Raw genomic sequence first — 15,885 nt, 5'->3', positions numbered from 1 at the left:
ACCGGCGACTCTTTCTGTAGAGTTTCGGAACGGACTCAGCGCGGCAGCACGCTCGATCCCATCAGAGCCTCATCGATGGCGCGCGCCGCCTGGCGGCCCTCGCGGATTGCCCAGACGACCAGCGACTGGCCGCGCCGCACGTCGCCAGCCGCATAGAGCCTTTCGACGCTGGTTCTGTAATCGCGGTCATTGGCCTCGACGTTCTTCGAACGGCGGCTGTCGGTGACGATCGTCATCTGCCCGTCGAGTTCCGACACCGGCCCTCGAGCGGCCGGCCCGGCAAAGCCGATGGCGATGAACGCGAGATCGGCGCGGATGACGAATTCGGTGCCGGCGATCGGCTTGCGCTTTTCGTCGACCTCGCAGCATTTGACCCCGGTCAGCTGGCCGTCTTCGCCGATGAATTCAAGCGTCGCCACCTGGAATTCGCGCTCGGCGCCTTCGGCCTGCGAGGATGAGGTGCGCATCTTGGTCGCCCAGTAGGGCCAGACCGACAGCTTGTCTTCCTTTTCCGGCGGCTGCGGCCGGATGTCGAGCTGGGTGACGCGCACCGCGCCCTGGCGGAAGGCGGTACCGACGCAGTCGGAGGCAGTGTCGCCGCCGCCGACGACGACGACATGCTGGCCGCCGGCGACGATCGGGCGCGACGGCCATGCCACCGACTGGATCGGCTCGCCGCCGATGCGCTTGTTCTGCTGCACCAGATAGGGCATCGCGTCGTGCACGCCGTCGAGATCGTCGCCCGGGATGTTGGCCGGGCGCGGCGTTTCGGAACCGCCGCAATAGAGCACCGCGTCGTATTCGGCGAGCAGTTCGGCGACCGGCTTGTCGACGCCGACATTGACGCCGCAATGGAAGCTGACACCCTCGCCCTGCATCTGCTCGATGCGCCGGTCGATATAATGCTTCTCGATCTTGAAGTCGGGGATGCCGTAGCGCATCAGCCCGCCCGGCCGGCTCTCGCGCTCATAGACGTGAACGTCATGGCCGGCGCGGCCGAGTTGCTGGGCGGCCGCCATGCCGGCCGGCCCCGAGCCGATGATCGCGACGCGCTTGCCGGTCTTCCGTTCCGGCGGATAGGGCCGGATATGGCCGGTTTCATAGGCCTTGTCGGCAATCGCCTGCTCGATCGTCTTGATGGCGACCGGAATGTCCTCGAGGTTCAGCGTGCAGGCTTCCTCGCAAGGTGCCGGACAGATGCGGCCGGTGAATTCCGGAAAATTGTTGGTCGAATGCAGGTTGCGGATCGCGTTGTCCCAGTCGCCATTGTAGACGAGGTCGTTCCAGTCCGGGATCTGGTTGTGGATCGGGCAGCCGGTCGGTCCATGGCAATACGGAATGCCGCAATCCATGCAGCGCGCCGCCTGTTTCTCGACCTCCTTATCCGACATCGGCAGCGTGAACTCGCGGAAATGCCGGATGCGGTCGGAAGCCGGCTGGTACTTGTGCACCTGCCGATCGATCTCGAGAAACCCTGTTACCTTGCCCATAGTCCAGTCCCTGCTGTCCGGAAGGCACGCCTGGCGACGCACCCGTTAACCTCATAAGGCAGCCGTGGCAACCTTCAGTCCGAGGTCAGGATTGTTGATGAAGATGGTTGCCGGGACGCATGGCTTCCCGGCAATTTCCAAATCTATTCCGCCGCCACGTTCATGCGCATACGTTCCATCTCGATCAGCGCGCGGCGGTATTCGACCGGCATGATCTTCCGGAATTTCGGCCGGAAAATCGCCCAATCGTCGAGGATTTCGCGACCTCGTTCCGAGCCCGTGTAGTGGACGTGGTTGGAGATCAACTGGTAGAGCCGCTCCTCGTCATGGCTGGTCATATCGCCGGATACGTCGACACGGCCCTTGTGGTCGAGATCGCCGCCATGGTGGAGCAGCTTTTCCATCAGGTCGTCCTCTTCCGGAACCGGCTCCAGCTCGACCATCGCCATGTTGCAGCGTTCGGCGAAATCGCCCGCCTCGTCGAGCACATAGGCGACGCCGCCCGACATGCCGGCGGCGAAGTTGCGACCGGTCTGGCCGATGACGACGACGATACCGCCGGTCATGTATTCGCAGCCATGGTCGCCGACGCCTTCGACGACGGCGGCGACGCCCGAATTGCGCACGGCAAAACGCTCGCCGGCGACGCCGCAGAAATAGGCCTCGCCCTCGGTCGCGCCGTAGAGCACGGTATTGCCGACAATAATGGACTCGGCAGCAACGATTTTCGTGTTCTCCGGCGGACGGATGACGATGCGGCCGCCCGACAGGCCCTTGCCGACATAGTCGTTGGCCGCGCCTACCAGTTCGAACGAGACGCCGCGCGCCAGGAAGGCGGCGAAGGACTGGCCGGCCGTGCCGGTGAGCTTGACCGAGATCGTGTCCTCCCGCAGGCCCTTGTGCTTGAAGCGCTTTGCCACTTCACCCGACAGCATGGCGCCGGTCGAACGGTCGACGTTGCGGATCGGCAGTTCGATGCTGACTGGCTGCCTGGCTTCGAGCGCCGGCTTTGCCAGTTCGATCAGCTTGCGGTCGAGCACGTCGTCGATCGGATGCTTCTGCCGCTCGGTCCAGTGCACCGCCTCGTGCGGCGCATCCGGCTTGTAGAACATCTTGCTGAAGTCGAGCCCGCGCGCCTTCCAGTGCTGGATCAGCTCGCGCTTTTCCAGAAGGTCGGTGTCGCCGATGATCTGGTCGAGATGGGTGTAGCCCATCTCGGCGAGCAGCGCCCGCACCTCTTCCGCCACATAGAAGAAGAAGTTGATGACGTGCTCGGGCGTGCCCTTGAAGCGCTTGCGCAGTACCGGGTCCTGCGTCGCGACGCCGACCGGGCAGGTGTTGAGATGGCACTTGCGCATCATGATGCAGCCGGCCGCGATCAACGGCGCGGTCGAGAAACCGAACTCGTCGGCGCCGAGCAGCGCGCCGATGACAACGTCCCGCCCGGTGCGCAGGCCGCCATCGACCTGCAGCGCGACGCGCGACCTGAGGCCGTTGAGCACCAGCGTCTGGTGCGTCTCGGCAAGGCCCATTTCCCACGGACTGCCGGCGTGCTTGAGCGAGGTCAGCGGTGAAGCGCCAGTGCCGCCGTCATAGCCTGATATGGTGATGTGATCGGCACGCGCCTTGGCGACGCCGGCCGCAACCGTGCCGACACCGACTTCCGAGACCAGCTTGACCGATACGTCCGCCGCCGGATTGACGTTCTTTAGGTCGTAGATGAGCTGCGCCAGATCCTCGATCGAATAGATATCGTGATGCGGCGGCGGCGAGATCAGGCCGACGCCCGGCGTCGAATGCCTGACTTTGGCGATGGTCGCGTCGACCTTGTGGCCCGGCAACTGGCCGCCCTCGCCGGGCTTTGCCCCTTGCGCGACCTTGATCTGCATCATGTCGGAATTGACAAGATACTCCGCCGTGACGCCAAAGCGTCCCGAGGCGACCTGCTTGATCGCCGAGCGTTCGGGGTTCTTGCCGCCGCCCGGCAGTGGCAGATAGCGGTCGGCCTCTTCGCCGCCCTCGCCGGTGTTCGACTTGCCGCCGATGGCGTTCATGGCGCGCGCCAGCGTCGTGTGCGCTTCCCTGGAGATCGAGCCGAAGGACATCGCCCCGGTCGAGAACCGCTTGACGATGTCGGCCGCCGGCATGACCTCGTCGAGCGAAACCTTCTTGCGCCCAGTTTCTTCCGCGAGCCTGATCTTGAACAGGCCGCGAATGGTCTGGGCACGGGCCGTCTCGCTGTCGATCTGGGCGGAATAGTCCTTGAACGTTTCCCACGAGCCCTGGCGCACGGCGTGCTGCAAGGTGGCCACCGCATCCGGCGACCAGATGTGTGCTTCACCGCGCATGCGGAACACGTATTCGCCGCCCACCTCGAGGCTGTTGCGCAGCACCGGGTCGTTGCCGAAACCATCGGTATGGCGGCTGAGCGTCTCGGCCGCGATCTCGTCCAGTCCGACGCCCTCGATCAGTGTCGCGGTGCCGGTGAAGTATTGCTGCACGAAATCGGTCTTCAGCCCGATGGCGTCGAAGATCTGCGCGCCGCAATAGGACTGGTAGGTCGAGATGCCCATCTTGGACATCACCTTGAGGATGCCCTTGCCGATCGACTTGATGTAGCGGGAGACCACTTCGTAGGCGTCCACCTCTTTCGGCAGTTCGCCACGCTTGTGCATATCGAGCAGCGTGTCGAAGGCAAGATAAGGGTTGATCGCCTCGGCGCCATAGCCGGCAAGGCAGCAGAAATGATGCACTTCGCGCGGCTCGCCGGATTCCACGACCAGCCCGACCGAAGTGCGCAATCCCTTGCGGATCAGGTGGTGGTGCACCGCGGCTGTCGCCAGAAGCGCCGGGATGGCGATCCGGTCCGGCCCGACCTGGCGGTCGGACAGGATGATGATGTTGTAGCCGCCGGCGACCGCCGCCTCCGCCCGCTCACACAAGCGGTCGATGGCACCCTGCATGCCCGCTGCGCCCTCGTTCGAGCCATAGGTAATGTCGATCGTCTTGGTGTCGAACCGGTCCTCGGTGTGGCCGATGGAGCGGATCTTTTCGAGATCGCCATTGGTCAGGATCGGCTGGCGCACCTCGAGCCGCTTGCGGCGCGAATTGCCAACCAGGTCGAAGATGTTGGGCCGCGGCCCGATGAAGGACACCAGGCTCATCACCAACTCCTCGCGGATTGGGTCGATCGGCGGGTTGGTGACCTGAGCAAAGTTCTGCTTGAAATAGGTGTAGAGCAGCTTCGACTTGTCCGACATCGCCGAGATCGGCGTGTCGGTGCCCATCGATCCCACGGCTTCCTGGCCAGTGGTCGCCATCGGCGACATCAACAGCTTGGTGTCTTCCTGGCTGTAGCCGAACGCCTGCTGGCGATCGAGCAGGCTGACATCCCTGCGCAATTCGCGCGGCTCGACCGGCTTCAGGTCTTCGAGGATGAGCTGCGTGTTGGCGAGCCAGCTCTTGTACGGATGCCTGGTCGCAATCTCCGACTTGAGCTCCTCGTCAGAGACGATGCGGCCCTTCTCGAGGTCGATCAGAAGCATACGGCCGGGCTGCAGCCGCCACTTCTTGACAATCCTCTCCTCCGGCACCGGCAGCACGCCGGCTTCCGAGGCCATGATGACGCGGTCATCGTCGGTGACGATGTAGCGTGCCGGGCGCAGACCGTTGCGGTCGAGCGTGGCGCCGATCTGGCGGCCATCGGTAAAGACCACCGCCGCCGGTCCGTCCCACGGCTCCATCAGCGCGGCATGGTATTCATAGAAAGCCTTGCGGTCGGCATCCATGAGCTTGTTGCCGGCCCAGGCTTCCGGGATCAGCATCATCATGGCGTGGCTGAGGCTGTACCCGCCCTGGAACAGGAACTCGAGCGCATTGTCGAAGCAGGCGGTGTCTGACTGGCCGTCGTAGGAGATTGGCCAAAGCTTCGAGATGTTGTTGCCGAACAGTTCGGAATCGACGGACGCCTGTCGCGCCGCCATCCAGTTGTTGTTGCCGCGCACGGTGTTGATCTCGCCATTGTGCGCGACCATGCGGTAGGGATGCGCCAGCTTCCACGACGGGAACGTGTTGGTCGAGAAGCGCTGGTGGACCAGGATCAGCGCGGTTTCGAAGCGCGGATCGGTGAGGTCCTTGTAATAGGCGCCGACCTGGTAGGCCAGGAACATGCCCTTGTAGACGATGGTGCGCGCCGACAGCGACACGCAGTAGGAACCGATGTCCTTGTTGTCGTTCTCGGCGTAGATGCGGCCCGATATCACCTTGCGCAACAGATAGAGCCTGGCCTCGTACTCCTCGTCGTCAAGAATGTCGGCTGTACGGCCGATGAATATCTGACGATGGAACGGCTCGGACGCCACGATATCAGGCGCCGTCGACAAGGACGAATTGTCGACGGGCACATCACGGAAACCGATGAGCGGAAGCCCCTCGGACTGCGCCGATTCGGCAATGATGTCCTCGATGTGAGCACGAAGTGCTGCATCCTGCGGCATGAACCAGTGTCCGACACCGTACTGACCGGCCGGCGGCAGTTCGATGCCCTGGGCTGCCATCTCTTCGCGGAAGAAACGGTCTGGAAGCTGCACCAGCACGCCGGCGCCATCGCCGGCCAGCGGATCGGCGCCGACGGCCCCGCGATGCGTCAGGTTTTCGAGCACGGCAAGGCCGTCCTCGACGATCTGATGCGACTTCACGCCCTTCATGTTGACGATGAAGCCGACGCCGCAGGCATCATGCTCGTTGCGCGGATCGTAGAGGCCGTGCGCGGCATAGCCGGTGCTGGTTCGCCCAATATTGGTCAGGGACGGATTTTTGACGACTGCCGCTTTCGTCTGCGCGGCCTTCGTCGCAGATGGCGTCATGTCCGTCATCGTCCTGTCCTCCGTTCCGTCCCTTTCGGGCGCTGGTTTCCGTCGGGAAGCGCGTGGCTCCCCTTTCAATCTTGCGGCACGTCTGGCGAAATTCTTGCCGACCGTGCGGCTTTCCGCATGGTTCGCATATGGTATTCGTACAGGCCAGAGCCAGGCTGTCTAGCTGTCGCTCGCGGCAATGGCCGTAGAGGCGCAATCATATGCCAATGCGGCCAGTTTTGTGCGACAAAATAAGACAGCACTACTGTCCTAAATTTTAATGACAGAAATCTTAAGCGCATACAAGACCGATTCACAAAATTATTGGAGCGTTGGCGACAGAAAATTGCGCGGAACGCGGCGACAGCGTAACCTTCAGTCGCTGCATCTACGGTCTGGCTTTCGCTGGCTTTAGCGGATTTTCGGCATCTGCCACTTGCGGCCGGCATGCGAAAGCGGCCAAGCTCGCACCAATTTTCCCAGCATAGGCAGACGCATGATTTTCGCTTCCGACAATTGGGCAGGCGCCCATCCCCGTATCGCTGCCGGCCTGTCGGCCCATACCGACGGCTTCTCCACCGCCTATGGCGACGGCGTCCTCGACAAGGCCGTTTACCAGCGCTTCAGTGAAATCTTCGAATGCGAGGTCGCGGTGTTTTTCGTGGCCACCGGCACCGCTGCCAATTCGCTGTCGCTGACTACCTACAACAAGCCAGGCGGCATTTCCTTCTGCCATCGCGAATCGCATGTCATCGAGGACGAATGCGGTGCACCGGAATATTTCACCGGCGGTTCGCGGCTTTATACAATCGACGGCGCACTCGGCAAGATCGATGCCGGCGATCTGGAACGGGCAGTGGACCGTTTCGCACCCGAAAACGTCCATTCCGGGCGGCCGATGGCGGTTTCGATCACCCAATCGACCGAGGTCGGCACCGTGTACACGCTGAACGAAATCGCCAGGATTTCGGCGATTGCAAAGCAGCACGGATTGCCGCTGCACATGGACGGGGCCCGCTTTGCCAATGCGCTCGTCGCGCTGGGAACGACGCCGGCGGAAATGACCTGGAAGCACGGCGTCGACATCCTTTCCTTCGGCGGCACCAAGAATGGCTGCTGGTGCGCCGAGGCGATCGTGCTGTTCGACCTCGAGCGAGCCAAGGAATTGGCGTTTTTGCGCAAGCGCGCCGCCCAACTGTTCTCGAAATCGCGCTTCATCGCCGCGCAATTCGATGCTTATTTCAGGGGTGGGCTATGGCTCGACACGGCACGGCACGCCAATGCGATGGCGGCACGCCTAGCCGCGGCGATCGAAGATTCCCCTTCAGCCCGGCTGGCCTGGCTACCGCAGGCGAACGAGGTCTTCGCGGTCATGAAAAAGGCCGAGGCCGAAAGAGTGCAAGCAGCAGGCGCCGTGTTCCACGACTGGCATAGGCCGCTCGGCTACGACAACCATGTCGGCCAGGACGAAGCTCTCTATCGCTTCGTCACCAGCTTCGCGACCACGGCCGACGAGGTCGACCGTTTCGGCTACCTGCTCGCCGGATAGCAAGTCTTACCACCAGCAAAAAGGGGCGGCGCATTTGCTGCACCGCCCCTTTTTCCCGGGGAGTTGGCGTCCCGGGGAGTTTAGCTGCCCGATTTAGGCGGCGGTCTTGGCCTCGATCTGCTTGGCCTTGGCCGGAGCCGAGGTGATCGCGATCTTGCGCGGCTTCAGCTCTTCGGGGATGTTGCGCTTGAGGTCGACAAAAAGCAGGCCGTTCTTCAGCGCGGCGCCGACAACCTCGACGTGATCGGCAAGCTGGAAGCGGCGCTCGAAGGCTCGGCTGGCGATACCGCGATAGAGCAGTTCGGAGCCTTCGCCATTGCCTTCCTCCTTGCGCTCACCCTTGACGGTCAGCACATTGCGGTGAGCTTCGATCGAAATCTCATCTTCCGAGAAGCCGGCCACAGCCATCGAGATGCGATAGGCGTCCTCGCCGGTGCGCTCGATGTTGTAAGGCGGATAGGTCTGGCCTTCCGGCTGCGCAAGCGAATCGAGCATGGTGAACAGCCGGTCAAAACCGACGGTCGAACGGTAGAGCGGGGAAAAATCAACGTGACGCATGGTGTGTTCTCCTGTTGAGCAACAAGGTTTGCGTATGGCCGGTGCGAAACCCGTGACGGCGTTCCGGATGGGCCAGCGGCCCCGACATTGGCGGCCGCATAACAAATTTGGGAAGCGGGCGACGGCATTTCAAGATTTGCCCGCGTCCGAACCGCATCGGCCCCTGATCACGTCCCGATGCCGATGAACGGCAGATGAACCGTGGCTTCGGCGAGCGTTCAGCCAGACGGCATTAAAACTGTTCTCGAGATCAGAAACAGGTCGCCTGAGAAGGCGACACGACGAGGCCGAACCGGGTGTAACGTCCCTTCCTCCCGGGTCGACAGAAGCCGGAAGCACGCCCTAGGCTGCTTCCGGCCTTACTTGTTCGCTGCCTGGGTCGACGTCCCCGGCGTCCCGAATTCCTTTGCTTTTGGCGCATGGGCGTTTATGCCTGACTTGCGCCCACGCCGTCACCGACGCCAAGCAAACACCGTATGACCGATCTGTTCCCCCAGCCCTCCCTGTTCTACGAAACGCCAGGCAATCCGCTGCCGGAAAACGCGGCCGGCGGCTTCTTCACCACGCGCGACGGCAAGAAGATCCGCTATGGGCTGTTTGCCGCGGTTGCCCGCCCGATGAAGGGCACCGTCGTCGTCCTGACCGGCCGCAACGAGTGCATCGAGAAGTATTTCGAGACCATTCGCAACCTTGCCGACCGGGGTTTTGGCGTGGCGACCCTCGACTGGCGCGGCCAAGGCGCTTCCGACCGGATGATCGGCGATCGCCAGCGCGGCTACGTCCGAAGCTTTTTCGACTATACCGGCGATCTCGAGCAGTTCTTCGAAGAGATCGTGCTGCCCGATTGCCGGGGACCCTACTACATACTGGCCCATTCGGCCGGGGCGGTGATTGCGCTGCTCGCCGCACCCTCAATGGCGAACCGCGTACGTCGCATGGTGCTGATCGCACCATTCTTCACCGTGCCTGACCTCCCGGTTTCGGTAAAAACCGTTCGCGGCATCTGTTCGCTGTTCTGCCTTCTCGGCCTTGGCCGGCTCTATGCCGCATGGGGGCCGCGGCCGAAGGAATCGGTGCCCTTCGCCATAAACAAGCTGACCAGCGACCCGGAACGCTATCGGCGCAACACGCTGATCTACGAAACCTATCCGCAGCTGGCGCTCGGCGGACCGACGATCTGCTGGCTGAAGGCGGCCACGGAGGCGTCCTTGATCGTCAGCGACCCGGATTTCATGGCCAAGATCCAGGTGCCCTTGCTGATGATCGCCGCCGGCGCCGACCAGGTCGTCTCGACCAGGGCAGTCGAAGCCTATGCAAGACGTCTGCGCGTCGGCTCGCTAGTGATGATCGACGGCGCTCGCCACGAGATCCTGCAGGAGGCCGACCTCTATCGCGAGCAACTGCTTGCGGCATTCGATGCTTTCATCCCAGGAACCGGCGACGCTGTTTGACCGCTTCGCCGGCGCCCGGCAACAAAGCCTGCGCGGGTTGCTTGCCCGGCGCAGCTTGCCCCTTATTCCCGTTCAGGCATCGAGCATTCCCGTTCAGGCATCGAGCGCTAGGTAGCGGCCAAAGAGATTGGAGGCAGTTCGGCAGAGACCGGGAGAAAAACGACCATGAACGCATCGAACACGCTGTCACGTCAGGGGCATCGGCTACTGCAGATTGGCGTCGCGCTGCTGCTGTTTTCGTCATTCGAAGGGTTTGCAATACCCTACCTCGCCGCACCGCGGCTCGGACTGTCCGCGCACACGCTCAGCGCCCTGGAGGGCGTTCTCTTGCTGGCGCTAGGCCTCACATGGTCTAGGCTCAATCTCGGCGCGGCGATGTCGCGGATTGCGTTCTGGCTGCTGATCTATTCGGCTTTGGCGATCCTGGCCGCCTACGTGATCGCCAGCGCCTGGGGGGCCGGCAACGAGACAATGCCGTTGGCGGCCGGAGCCTTCCACGGAAGTGCCTTTCAGGAAACCGTCATCAAAGGCGTGGCGTATTCGTCTGCGCCGACCGGCCTCATCTCTTTCGTGCTCATTTTGTGGGGCCTGCGTCTCTCGGACGCTTGGCCTGCCGATAGCTAATGCATGTCCCGCAAAAGTGCGCAGCGGTTTTGCGATAACGACATCCAAACGAGCGCGTCTCCCATGAGTCGATTCAAACCCGACGCGCTTTAGAACCGTACCACGGTTTCCGTCGGATTTGCGCAAAACAGACGCTTGGGTAAACGGATCCTCAGCCGCGCAGCGCCGCCATCGCTGCTGCGTGCAGCTCCGGCGTCGCCGCCGCCAGGATGTCGCCGCCCTTTTCCGCGGGTCCGCCCTCGAAAGTGGTGACGACGCCGCCTGCCTTCTCGATGATCGGGATAAGCGCAACGATGTCGTAGGGCTTCAATCCCGGATCGGCGACGATATCGACGCTGCCTGCCGCCACCATGGCGAAGGCATAGCAGTCGGTGCCGTAGCGGGCGAGCTGGACCTGTTGCTCGAACAAGTCGTAGCGCAAGCGCGCGTCTCCCTTGAACAGCGCCGGCGTGGTGGTGAACAGCGTCGCCTCGGCGAGGTTCGTGGTCTTGCGCGTCGTGAGTCTTCGCGGGCCACCGGGACCTTCATAATGCGAGCCGGAAGCGTTGGCGTAGAACAGCTCGCCGGTGAAGGGCTGCGACATCAGGCCGGCGACGGCATCGCCGTCGACCGTCAGCCCGACCAGCGTGCCCCACACCGGCAGGCCGGAAATGAAGGCGCGTGTGCCGTCGATCGGATCGATCACCCAGACATGCCGGCTGGAGATGTTTTCGCTGCCATGCTCCTCGCCGAGAATGCCGTGATCGGGGTATTGCGCTGATATCAGCGCCCGGATCGCGCGCTCGGCCTCACGGTCGGCCTCCGTGACCGGGTCGAAGCTGCCGTGCTCCTTGTTGGCGACCGCCCCCTGGCTGCGGAAGCGCGGCAAGGTCTCGGCTGCGGCGGCACGCGCAATGCGCCGCATGAAATCGATGCTGATGTCCAACTGATTCTCCCGCTCCAGCATGTTTGAGATGCCGGTTTGCCTACGGATTTGTGCCGAAACAAGGGCGTTTTGTACCGAAACAAGGGCATTCGGAGCCTCTCGCACGACGCCAACTGTTGCTCGAATGCAACGCAGTCATCATGGAAATGCAATTTCCACTTCACAGTGAATTAAAAAAGCCGGAACGTGCCTTGACATTTGTGCAGCGCACAATACGTTTGTTCTCGGACAGGGGGTTCCTGTCCATGCCCTCCTTGGGCGTTTCCTCCCTAGACTTCGACCGTGTCGTGCAAACGATGCGGTCTTTTTTTACGCTTTTTACGCTGCCACATGAGCGGCGAATGCCGCGATTCCGGCCGCTATTCGGCGGCCAGCGGCAGATCGACGAAATGATGATCCGGCATTGCCATCAACTCGGCCGAAAACCGCGCCAGGTCGTCGGCCAACGCGTCGAAACCAGCTGATCTCTGGAACGTCCGCTCATTCATGTAGAGCCCGCGATTGACCTCGATCTGCAGCGCATGCAGATGGCGCACCGGGCGGCCATAGTGCTCCGTGATGAAGCCTCCGGCATAGGGCTTGTTGTGGGCGACGCTGTAGCCCATGCCGGTGAGCAGGCCGATCGCCGTCTCGGTCAACGCCGCCGCGGCGGAGATGCCGAACCGGTCGCCGACGATGAAATCCGGCCGCAATCCGCTCTCGCCAACTCTTATGCTTGCCGGCATCGAGTGGCAGTCTATTAGCACCGCATAACCGAAGCGCGCATGGGTTCTGGTCAAAAGCCGTTTCAGCGTCTCGTGATAGGGTTTGTAGACCGCTTCGATGCGCGCCACGGCTTCGGCCAGCGGCAAGCGGCCGGAATAGATGTCGAGCCCCTCGCCTACCAGCTTGGGCACGGTACCGAGCCCGCCGGCCACCCGCGCCGAGCGGATGTTGCAGAAGGACGGCACCGGTTCGGCGAACATGCGAGGGTCGAGTTCCCACGGCTCCCGGTTGACGTCGAGATAGGCGCGCGGGAAGTTTGCCGCCAGCATCGGCGCCCCGAGCGCGACGGCACCGCCGAACAATTCCTCGACATAGCAGTCCTCGGAGCGGCGGATGGCGTTGCGGTCCAGCTTGGCCATCGCCATGAACCGGTCCGGATAGTAGCGGCCGCTATGCGGCGAGTTGAAGAGGAAGGGAACGCGCTGTTCGGCGCCCGATCGGATTTCGAAGGGTGGAACGACCGAAAAATCCTCGGCTGCCGTTTTCAATTTGAACGAACCCGGAAATACCAATGCATCATGACAGGAAAGTGCCACCTCGCCGCCCGCATGTCCAGCCGCCGAAGCGCTAGCCAAATCAGGATTGTGCGCCCAACGTTCACTTGATGTTTACCGTCACCTCCTCATATACAGCATGGTTAACGGGCTTGCCGCACGGCATTGTCGGTTGGGTGATTCGGACGGGACAAGATGGCACGCATTCTGCTGGCGGAAGACGACGACGACATGCGCCGGTTCCTCGTCAAGGCGCTGGAGCGCGCCGGCTATCAGGTCAGCGATTTCGACAATGGTGCCAGCGCCTATGAGCGGTTGCGCGAGGAACCTTTTTCGCTGCTTTTGACCGACATAGTCATGCCCGAGATGGATGGAATCGAGCTCGCCCGCCGCGCCACCGAGATCGACCCCGATCTCAAGGTGATGTTCATCACCGGCTTCGCCGCCGTCGCGCTGAACCCCGATTCGAAAGCGCCGAAAGACGCCAAGGTGCTGTCGAAGCCGTTCCACCTGCGCGACCTCGTCAACGAAGTCGAAAAGATGTTGCAGGCCGCCTGACGCTTTTTGTCGCGTCTTGACCGACGCGGCAAGCCAGCCATTCTTTCCCTTTCCCGCTATTGACGCGCTGAACCAAAAATGGTGTATGCGCGGCTTCGGATGGGCGTGTAGCTCAGCGGGAGAGCACTGCATTGACATTGCAGGGGTCACAGGTTCAATCCCTGTCACGCCCACCATCCAGACAATCCCTCAATCGGCCGTCGGTGTTTTCATCGGCTGACGTTCTCGGCCTGATCCGATCCTGACGCCGAGCTCGCCAATACCGACCTCAGGCCGCGCCGAGGCGAAGATCGCCAGTCTCGACGTGCTCCAGAAACCAGGCATAGGTCTGTTCCAATCCGCTGCGCAACGAGTAGCGCGGACGCCAGCCGGTGGCGAACAGGCGCGACACGTCCATCAGCTTGCGCGGCGTGCCGTCCGGCTTTGTCGGATCGAATGTGATCGTGGCATCGGCGCCGGCGACCGACACGATGGTGCGGGCAAGGTCGGCAATGGTGATGTCTTCCCCAGAGCCGACATTGATGTGGCTGTCGCCGGCATAATTCTTCAACAGCCAGACCAGGGCGTCGGCGGCGTCGTCGACATGCAGGAATTCGCGCATCGGCGTGCCCGATCCCCACACCTCCAGGCTCTTGCGGCCGGCGCGCCTGGCCTCGTGCGCCTTGCGCATCAGAGCGGGCACGACATGGCTGGAATTGAGGTCGAAATTGTCGCCCGGGCCGTAGAGATTGGTCGGCATCGCCGAGATGTAGTCGGCACCGTATTGGCGCCGGTAGGCCTGGCACAGTTTCAGTCCGGCGATCTTGGCGATCGCATACCATTCGTTGGTGGGTTCGAGCGGGCCGCTCAGCAAGGCATCCTCGGAGATCGGCTGCGCCGCGAATTTGGGATAGATGCAGGATGAACCGAGAAACAGCAGCTTCTGCACCTCGTTACGGAAGGCGCTGTCGATGACATTGTTCTGCATGACGAGGTTGTCCTGCAGAAAATCGACCGGAAGCCTGTCGTTGGCCAGGATACCGCCGACCTTGGCCGCTGCCATCACCACTGCATCCGGCTTGCGGTCGGCCATCCAGCGCCGCACCCCGGCCTGGTCGAGAAGATCGAGCTCGGCGCGCGAGGCGGTCAGGACCTCGCAATCCTCGTCGGCCAATCTGCGCAGGATGGCCGAGCCGACCATGCCGCGATGCCCGGCGACAAAAACGCGCTTGCCCTGAAGGTCGAAGGTCATCAGCTCACCCCAATGCAGAACGGCAGCTTTGCCAGTGGCCGGCGGAGCGCCGGATCGGCTTCTCTGTTGCCGGACGCATACGCATACAGATTTATCCAGACAAGCCAAATCGCAAAACCACCCAAACCAGGCTTTGGATCGGACGCTGTAACGTCTAGCGATCAGACACCCGCTACCGCGCAGAGGCTTGTCATTCTGGCGATGGCGAGTTCCGGCTCGGCCAGCAACCCCGCCTGATCGGCAAGGCGAAAGACATCGGCATAGTGACGGATGCCGCGCGCCGATTGCATGCCGCCGATCATCGAAAAATGCTCCTGATGACCGTTCAGCCACGCCATGAAGACGATGCCGGCCTTGTAATATTCGGTCGGCGTCTCGAAGATCTTGCGCGATAGCGACACTGTCGGGACCATCAGCGCGTCATAGCCGGCGCGGTCGCCGTCGGCCAGCTTTGCCAGCGCCGCATTGGCGACCGGCGCGATCGCATCGAAAATGCCGAGCAGCGCGTGCGAATGTCGGTCGCCGTCGCCGGCGATAAGCTCGGGATAATTGAAGTCGTCGCCGGTGAACATGACCACGCCCTCGGGCAGCCGGTTCCGGAGCGCGATTTCCTTGCCGGCATCGAGCAGCGATATCTTTATGCCCTCGACCTTGCGGGCATGGCGCTCGATGATCGCGACCACCGTCTCGAGGGCGGTTTCGAAATCGCTGCTGCCCCAGTAGCCTTTCAGCGCCGGGTCGAAGATGTCGCCCAGCCAGTGCAGGATGACCTTGCCGGAGGACTGGGACAGGATGCGGTCGTAGACGCTGACATAATCGTCGGGCCCTTTGGCGACCGCCGCAAGCGCGCGGCTGGCCATCATGATCGCCTTGCCGCCAAGCCCTTCGATGAAACCGAGTTGCTCTTCATAGGCAGCGATGACATCGGCGAGCGTGCTCGCGGCGCCCGGCGCCAGATGGTCGGTGCCGGCGCCCGACGCGAGATCGGCGCCGTCGACGCTGCGCGCCTCGGCGATCGAGCGGCGGATTAATTCCCTGGCATTTGCCCAGTCGAAACCCATGCCGCGCTGCGAGGTGTCCATCGCTTCGGCGACGCGGAAGCCGAGCCGCCAAAGGTGACGGCGAAACGCCATCGTCTTGTCCCAGTCGACTGCCGGCCGGGACCACGGATCGGTCATCGCCACAGGATCGGCGACCACATGGGCGGCGGCATAGGCGATGCGCGAGAACCGCGCGCCGGCCGCAGGCTGCACCGGCTGGCCGACAAGCCGGTAGCGGATGCGGCCGCCGCCTTCCCCTGGCAAGGTGATGTCCATGGCTCTCTCCCTTCCCAGCGCCTATTAAATGGAACGTTCCAATAAATCAAGATGCTTTGCCGCTCCGCCGT

At 62.7% G+C, this 15,885-nt stretch carries 11 protein-coding genes and 1 tRNA gene; 5 read left to right on the top strand and 7 right to left on the bottom strand.

Annotated elements, in window-relative coordinates:
• Window positions 1-35: 35 nt before the first annotated feature.
• Window positions 36-1,490, bottom strand: a complete 1,455-nt coding sequence (locus tag NKI50_RS02825; protein ID WP_352465855.1) for a glutamate synthase subunit beta — start codon at window positions 1,488-1,490, stop codon at window positions 36-38.
• 143 nt (window positions 1,491-1,633) lie between these two features.
• Window positions 1,634-6,364: a glutamate synthase large subunit gene (gltB, locus tag NKI50_RS02820; protein ID WP_352640189.1), complete on the bottom strand. Its 4,731-nt coding sequence runs from the start codon at window positions 6,362-6,364 to the stop codon at window positions 1,634-1,636.
• Between the two features lie 475 nt (window positions 6,365-6,839).
• On the opposite strand from gltB, the gene NKI50_RS02815 reads away from it, so the two are divergent.
• On the top strand, window positions 6,840-7,892 hold the full coding sequence (locus tag NKI50_RS02815) for a threonine aldolase family protein (protein WP_352640188.1): 1,053 nt from the start codon (window positions 6,840-6,842) through the stop codon (window positions 7,890-7,892).
• A gap of 93 nt (window positions 7,893-7,985) precedes the next feature.
• Here the strand turns inward: NKI50_RS02815 and NKI50_RS02810 are convergent, their stop codons facing one another.
• Window positions 7,986-8,450 (bottom strand): Hsp20 family protein, encoded by a 465-nt coding sequence (locus NKI50_RS02810; RefSeq protein WP_023675381.1) that lies wholly within the window; start codon window positions 8,448-8,450, stop codon window positions 7,986-7,988.
• Between the two features lie 476 nt (window positions 8,451-8,926).
• Between NKI50_RS02810 and NKI50_RS02805 the strand changes: the two genes are divergently transcribed.
• Window positions 8,927-9,901 (top strand): alpha/beta fold hydrolase, encoded by a 975-nt coding sequence (locus tag NKI50_RS02805; protein WP_352494701.1) that lies wholly within the window; start codon window positions 8,927-8,929, stop codon window positions 9,899-9,901.
• Between the two features lie 165 nt (window positions 9,902-10,066).
• On the top strand, window positions 10,067-10,525 hold the full coding sequence (locus tag NKI50_RS02800; protein WP_023719087.1) for a styrene oxide isomerase: 459 nt from the start codon (window positions 10,067-10,069) through the stop codon (window positions 10,523-10,525).
• A gap of 151 nt (window positions 10,526-10,676) precedes the next feature.
• Here the strand turns inward: NKI50_RS02800 and hisN are convergent, their stop codons facing one another.
• Together hisN and NKI50_RS02790 are read right to left on the bottom strand one after the other, a co-directional pair.
• Complete coding sequence (hisN, locus tag NKI50_RS02795; RefSeq protein ID WP_352640187.1) at window positions 10,677-11,450, bottom strand: histidinol-phosphatase; 774 nt, start codon at window positions 11,448-11,450, stop codon at window positions 10,677-10,679.
• Window positions 11,451-11,809: 359 nt separating this feature from the next.
• A complete protein-coding gene (locus tag NKI50_RS02790; RefSeq protein ID WP_352640186.1) occupies window positions 11,810-12,751 on the bottom strand; it encodes an N-formylglutamate amidohydrolase in 942 nt (313 codons plus the stop codon).
• Between the two features lie 153 nt (window positions 12,752-12,904).
• Between NKI50_RS02790 and cpdR the strand changes: the two genes are divergently transcribed.
• Both cpdR and NKI50_RS02780 read left to right on the top strand, forming a co-directional pair.
• On the top strand, window positions 12,905-13,267 hold the full coding sequence (gene cpdR, locus NKI50_RS02785) for a cell cycle two-component system response regulator CpdR (RefSeq protein WP_006199474.1): 363 nt from the start codon (window positions 12,905-12,907) through the stop codon (window positions 13,265-13,267).
• A gap of 101 nt (window positions 13,268-13,368) precedes the next feature.
• Window positions 13,369-13,443 (top strand) — tRNA-Val (locus NKI50_RS02780).
• Window positions 13,444-13,535: 92 nt separating this feature from the next.
• Here the strand turns inward: NKI50_RS02780 and fcl are convergent.
• Both fcl and NKI50_RS02770 read right to left on the bottom strand, forming a co-directional pair.
• On the bottom strand, window positions 13,536-14,498 hold the full coding sequence (gene fcl / locus NKI50_RS02775; protein ID WP_352640185.1) for a GDP-L-fucose synthase: 963 nt from the start codon (window positions 14,496-14,498) through the stop codon (window positions 13,536-13,538).
• Between the two features lie 161 nt (window positions 14,499-14,659).
• Entirely contained in the window at window positions 14,660-15,814 is a 1,155-nt protein-coding gene (locus NKI50_RS02770) for a dihydrodipicolinate synthase family protein (protein WP_352640184.1), read from the bottom strand.
• Window positions 15,815-15,885: the final 71 nt, after the last annotated feature.

It is taken from the genome of Mesorhizobium sp. M0563 (assembly GCF_040321065.1).
Taxonomy (GTDB): domain Bacteria; phylum Pseudomonadota; class Alphaproteobacteria; order Rhizobiales; family Rhizobiaceae; genus Mesorhizobium.
This window is presented reverse-complemented; position numbering and strand designations above follow the sequence as displayed.

Coding starts and splice junctions, on each gene's coding strand:
- fcl (WP_352640185.1), bottom strand. CDS start 14,498: ATGACCTTCGACCTTCAGGGCAAGCGCGTTTTTGTCGCCGGGCATCGC.
- NKI50_RS02825 (WP_352465855.1), bottom strand. CDS start 1,490: ATGGGCAAGGTAACAGGGTTTCTCGAGATCGATCGGCAGGTGCACAAG.
- NKI50_RS02805 (WP_352494701.1), top strand. CDS start 8,927: ATGACCGATCTGTTCCCCCAGCCCTCCCTGTTCTACGAAACGCCAGGC.
- gltB (WP_352640189.1), bottom strand. CDS start 6,364: ATGACGGACATGACGCCATCTGCGACGAAGGCCGCGCAGACGAAAGCG.
- NKI50_RS02800 (WP_023719087.1), top strand. CDS start 10,067: ATGAACGCATCGAACACGCTGTCACGTCAGGGGCATCGGCTACTGCAG.
- NKI50_RS02770 (WP_352640184.1), bottom strand. CDS start 15,814: ATGGACATCACCTTGCCAGGGGAAGGCGGCGGCCGCATCCGCTACCGG.
- NKI50_RS02810 (WP_023675381.1), bottom strand. CDS start 8,450: ATGCGTCACGTTGATTTTTCCCCGCTCTACCGTTCGACCGTCGGTTTT.
- NKI50_RS02815 (WP_352640188.1), top strand. CDS start 6,840: ATGATTTTCGCTTCCGACAATTGGGCAGGCGCCCATCCCCGTATCGCT.
- cpdR (WP_006199474.1), top strand. CDS start 12,905: ATGGCACGCATTCTGCTGGCGGAAGACGACGACGACATGCGCCGGTTC.